Origin of the sequence: Nonomuraea lactucae, assembly GCF_003313395.1 — a bacterium.
GTDB classification, from domain to species: Bacteria; Actinomycetota; Actinomycetes; order Streptosporangiales; family Streptosporangiaceae; genus Nonomuraea; species Nonomuraea lactucae.
The window spans coordinates 1-4470 of sequence record NZ_QNFZ01000764.1; the positions used below are offsets into that span (position 1 = coordinate 1).

Annotated in this window: 4 protein-coding genes; 3 read left to right on the plus strand and 1 reads right to left on the minus strand. The window is 71.4% G+C overall.

The genetic code is table 11. The features are described 5' to 3' along the window. On the minus strand, positions 1-1409 hold a 1409-nt coding region (locus DQW85_RS26980), incomplete at its 3' end, for a glycosyltransferase family 2 protein (RefSeq protein WP_113702728.1). Between the two features lie 157 nt (positions 1410-1566). Here DQW85_RS26980 and thrC point away from each other — a divergent pair. The 3 genes from thrC to DQW85_RS26995 form a co-directional block, all read left to right on the plus strand. Continuing rightward, positions 1567-2625 carry a threonine synthase gene (thrC, locus tag DQW85_RS26985; protein ID WP_113702726.1) on the plus strand — a complete coding sequence of 353 codons (1059 nt, stop codon included), beginning with the start codon at positions 1567-1569 and terminating at the stop codon, positions 2623-2625. A gap of 77 nt (positions 2626-2702) precedes the next feature. Beyond that, positions 2703-3653 (plus strand): homoserine kinase, encoded by a 951-nt coding sequence (thrB, locus tag DQW85_RS26990; protein WP_113702727.1) that lies wholly within the window; start codon positions 2703-2705, stop codon positions 3651-3653. Between the two features lie 457 nt (positions 3654-4110). After that, a partial coding sequence (locus DQW85_RS26995; protein WP_205315439.1) for a Rho termination factor N-terminal domain-containing protein occupies positions 4111-4470 on the plus strand: 360 nt, incomplete at its 3' end.

Here is a 4470-nt window from a genome sequence, read left to right on the forward strand (position 1 = left end):
CCGGCGGCGCCCCCGGGCACCGGCGCCGCACCGGGCTTGGCGGCCGTCGGGGGCCAGTAGCGGTCCGGGGGCGTGTGGCGTACGCCGTGGGTGACCGCGATGACCTCGTCCAGGTCGCCGTCCGGTGCGGCGAGCAGCACGGCGCGCCCGAGGGCGGACGTGCGCTCCAGCCGGGCCGTGCGCCCGTCGGGCAGGTCCACGACGAGCACGCCTGTCAGGTCCTTCTGGACCGTCTCCACCATGCGTTCGAGCGTCGAACGGTGCAGCGCCACATCCACCGGCCCCCGGTAGCGGAACGGTGTGGGCGCGGGCGTGGGCGCCGCCTCGTCGATCAGCCTGATCCGTTCGTCGTGCGCGAACAGGTCACGCATCAGCCGCAGCTCGAAGCTGGGGTCCGCGAGGACCGAGCGCCGCTCGTCGTGCAGGCGCGACCACGGCCCCACGAGCGTCACCACCACGTCCTGCAGCGTGCCGTCGAGCGCGGCCGCCACCGCCCGCCGTACGACGGCCTCGGAGGTGTCCGTCACGTCCAGCACGATCTCGACGTACGGCACCAGCCACCGCCGACCCGGGTCCTTGCGCAGGTCACGTCGGAGGGGGATGCGGTGCGCGAGGTACGGCTCGACGGCCCGTACGGCGCGCTCCCGGTCCCGGTGCTGCGCGGGCAGCCCGAGATGGACGGCCTGTGCTTCCATGTCCGGGATGAACACGACCCCGTGCATGGCCAGCCGGTAGGCGAACTCGGTGTCCTCGCCCCGCGCCACGGTCGGGTCGAGCCCGCCGACCGCGTGGAAGACGTCCCTCGGCAGGGCTGAGGTGGGCCCCGTGCACACGTGATAGGGGTTGCGGCTCTTGCGCAGCCCGTCGGTCTTGGCGATCGTCGCCTCGGTGGAGCTGGCCACCGCCTTGTCCAGGTCGAACAGCTCTCCCAGCCGCTCGGCCCGGAAGACCTCGCTCGCGGTGAGCGGCGGCGCCTCGACGAACCGCTTCATGCCGATCGTGACCGCGTAGTCGGTGAGGTGGTGCCAGCGGGCGAGCGCCTCGATGTGCTCCCTGCAGGCGACCATGTCGGCGTCGAGCCGCTGGATGATCTCGCCGTCGGCGGCCTTGGCGCCCGTGTTGACGGCGTTCGAGATGCCCCAGCCGGTCTCGACCCTGACCAGGCGGGTGTTGACCGGCCTGATCTCCGGGAGCCGGATCGGCGGCTCGCTCCCGTCGTCCACGACCAGGACCTCCATGAGGTGGTCCGGGTACGTCTGCGCGGCGAGCGCGGCCAGCGTCAGGTCCAGGTGCGGCCCTCCGTGCGCGGGTATCACCACGCTCACGGACAGGGTGGGCGACCAGGTGCCGAGCGGCGGCGGTTGCAGTGGTGAGAAGTCGTTCTGCGACATGGCAGGACGCGCGTTCATGTGGTGACCCCCTGGCCGGCACTTTATCGGGAGATTCTGAGAATTTCCTGTATTGCGGTATCTCTTGACCCGTGGGTGCCCGCCCGCTGGACTCCGGCAAGCGGGGGGCACGCGGACCCCGTACACTCGGGCCCAACACCGCAGGTAGGGAGTCATCATGAGCAGGGCGTGGCGTGGCCTCATCGAGGAGTACCGAGAGCGGCTTCCGGTCACCCCGAAGACGCCCGTCGTCACGCTGCTGGAGGGAGGCACGCCGCTGGTGCCCGCGCAGCGCGTCTCCGCGCTCACCGGGTGTGACGTCTACCTGAAGGTCGAGGGCGCCAATCCGACGGGCAGCTTCAAGGACCGCGGCATGACCATGGCCATCAGCAAGGCCCTCGAAGAGGGGGCCAAGGCGGTCATCTGCGCCTCCACCGGCAACACCTCGGCCTCGGCCGCCGCCTACGCCGTGCGCGCCGGCCTCACCTGCGCCGTCCTGGTGCCCCGGGGCAAGATCGCGATGGGCAAGCTCGCCCAGGCGCTCGTCCACGGCGCCACGCTGCTGCAGGTCGAGGGGTCGTTCGACGACTGCCTGGAGATGACCCGCAAGCTCTCGTCCAGCTACCCCATCGCGCTGGTCAACTCGGTCAACCCGTTCCGGCTGCAGGGCCAGAAGACGGCCGCGTTTGAGATCGTCGACGCGCTCGGCGACGCGCCCGACATCCACTGCATCCCGGTGGGCAACGCGGGCAACATCTCGGCCTACTGGATGGGCTACAAGGAATACCGCGCCGACGGCGTGTCGTCCCGGGCTCCCCGCATGTTCGGCTTCCAGGCCAGCGGCGCGGCGCCCATCGTGACCGGCTCCCCGGTCGCCCACCCGCACACCATCGCCACCGCCATCCGCATCGGCAACCCGGCCTCCTGGCAGCTCGCCATCGCGGCCCGCGACGAGTCGGGCGGCGACATCCAGTCGGTCACCGACCGGCAGATCGCCGCGGCGTACAAGCTGCTGGCCCAGGAGGAGGGCGTCTTCGTCGAGCTGGCCTCGGCGGCGAGCGTGGCCGGCCTGCTCCAGGCCCACGCCCATGGCCTCGTCGAGCCGGGGCGGCGCATCGTCTGCACGGTCACCGGCAACGGCCTCAAGGACCCCGACTGGGCCATCTCCGGCGCCCCGGCCCCGGTCACGGTGCCCATCGACGTGCACGCCGCCGCCGCGGCGCTCAACCTGGCCTGACACGCCCACGCTCCGGTGACACGCGTGCGCCGCCCGTACGGTCAGGTGCGCACGACACGAAAGGGAAGTCTGACCAAATGAGCACCGTGATGGTCCGCGTGCCCGCGACCTCGGCCAACCTGGGGCCGGGGTTCGACACGCTGGGGATCGCGCTCGGCCTGTACGACGAGGTGGAGGCCGGCCTCGCAGCCGAGCCCGGCATCCGGGTCACCGTCGAGGGCGAGGGGGCCGGCGAGCTGGACCTCGGCGAAGGGCACCTGATCGTCCGGGCCATGCGCAGGGCGTTCGACCGCATGGGCGTGCCCCAGCCCGCCGGGATCGAGGTGCGCTGCCGCAACCGGATCCCGCACGCCCGGGGGCTCGGCTCCTCGTCGGCGGCCATCTGCGCGGGCATCCTCGCCGCCCGCGCCCTGTACACCGCCGCCGCTCCGCCCTCGGCGGACGCCCGGCCCGCGGCCACGGAGGCCGGGCTGACCGATGACGAGGTGTTCGAGCTGGCCACCGAGATGGAGGGGCATCCCGACAACGTGGCCCCCTGCCTGGCCGGCGGCCTGACCGTGGCATGGACAGACCACTCCGGCGCACCCCGTAGGCTGAAGTTGGTGCCTGATGCGCGCATCCGTCCCGTCGTGTTCGTCCCGTCGACGCGCCTGGCCACGGAGACCGCGCGAGGGCTGCTGCCGAAGGAAGTGCCTCACAAGGACGCCTCCTTCAACGCCGGCCGGGCCGCGCTGCTGATCGCCGCGCTGACCCAGCGGCCGGATCGGGGGTTGTTGCTGGCCGCGACGGAGGACCGGCTCCACCAGAGCTACCGCGCGCCTGCGATGCCGCGGAGTGCGGATCTGGTAGAACGTCTGCGTGCGGTGGGTGTGCCCGCGGTCGTCTCTGGAGCGGGTCCCACGGTCCTTGCGTTTTCGACACCGGATTCGCAGGATTTGATCGCGCCAGAAGTGGGTAATGACTGGCACATCCAGCAAATGGACGTCGACCAGGTCGGTGCGAGCGTTCAGTTTCCCGAGACACGCTGATGCCTCTTTAGACCTTCAGGGAATAGCCGTGTGCGCTGGTGATGTTAGGCTGATAGCCGCACCAGATGCCCCCTTGGTGGGTGCGTGCTTGTCAGCCACACATCGCTGCATCATGCTTCACGTCGCGAGGCGTGGGCAGCGCGGCTGTCTCCCCGGAATCCGTTGCCTCCGGTTGGCCCACACCCGGTTGGCCCAACGCGAGGCGGCGACGACGGGGATCTGCGCGTTCGAATCACCTCGACATCTGGCTGGCGACAGCAATCTGGGGGGTGTCTTCCACGCGCCACTGTCCTGTGGCGGCCTGGATGAGCCCCTCCCCAAGAGTGGCGACCGTCCCCAGAGGCGGCCGAAGATCGCAAAGTGCACCCCGACCCGGTCTGTCCCGCCGGATCGCAAGCACCTCCGGGACGCCCGGCAGAACGAAACCGGCGCCCGACCCCTGGGAAGGACCTTTTAGTTGAGCGACACCACCGAACTCCTCTCCGACGCATCAGGCTCACCTGCGCAGCCGGCGTCCGGCGACACCCCCACCCGTGCCGCGGCCAAGCCGCGCGCGCGTCGCTCCGGCACCGGCCTGTCCGCCAAGGTGCTGCCCGAGCTGCAGAAGATCGCCGCCGAGCTGGGCATCAGCGGGACCGGTCGCATGCGGAAGAGCCAGCTCATCGCGGCCATCCAGGAGAAGCAGGGAGTCGGCGCCGGAGACAGCGCGCCCGCTCCCGTCGCCGAGGCCGCGGCCGTGGCCGACCCGGCGCCCGTCGCCGAGCGCCCCACCCGCAGCCGCAGGGAACGTTCCCGCCCCAAGACCGCCGACGACCCC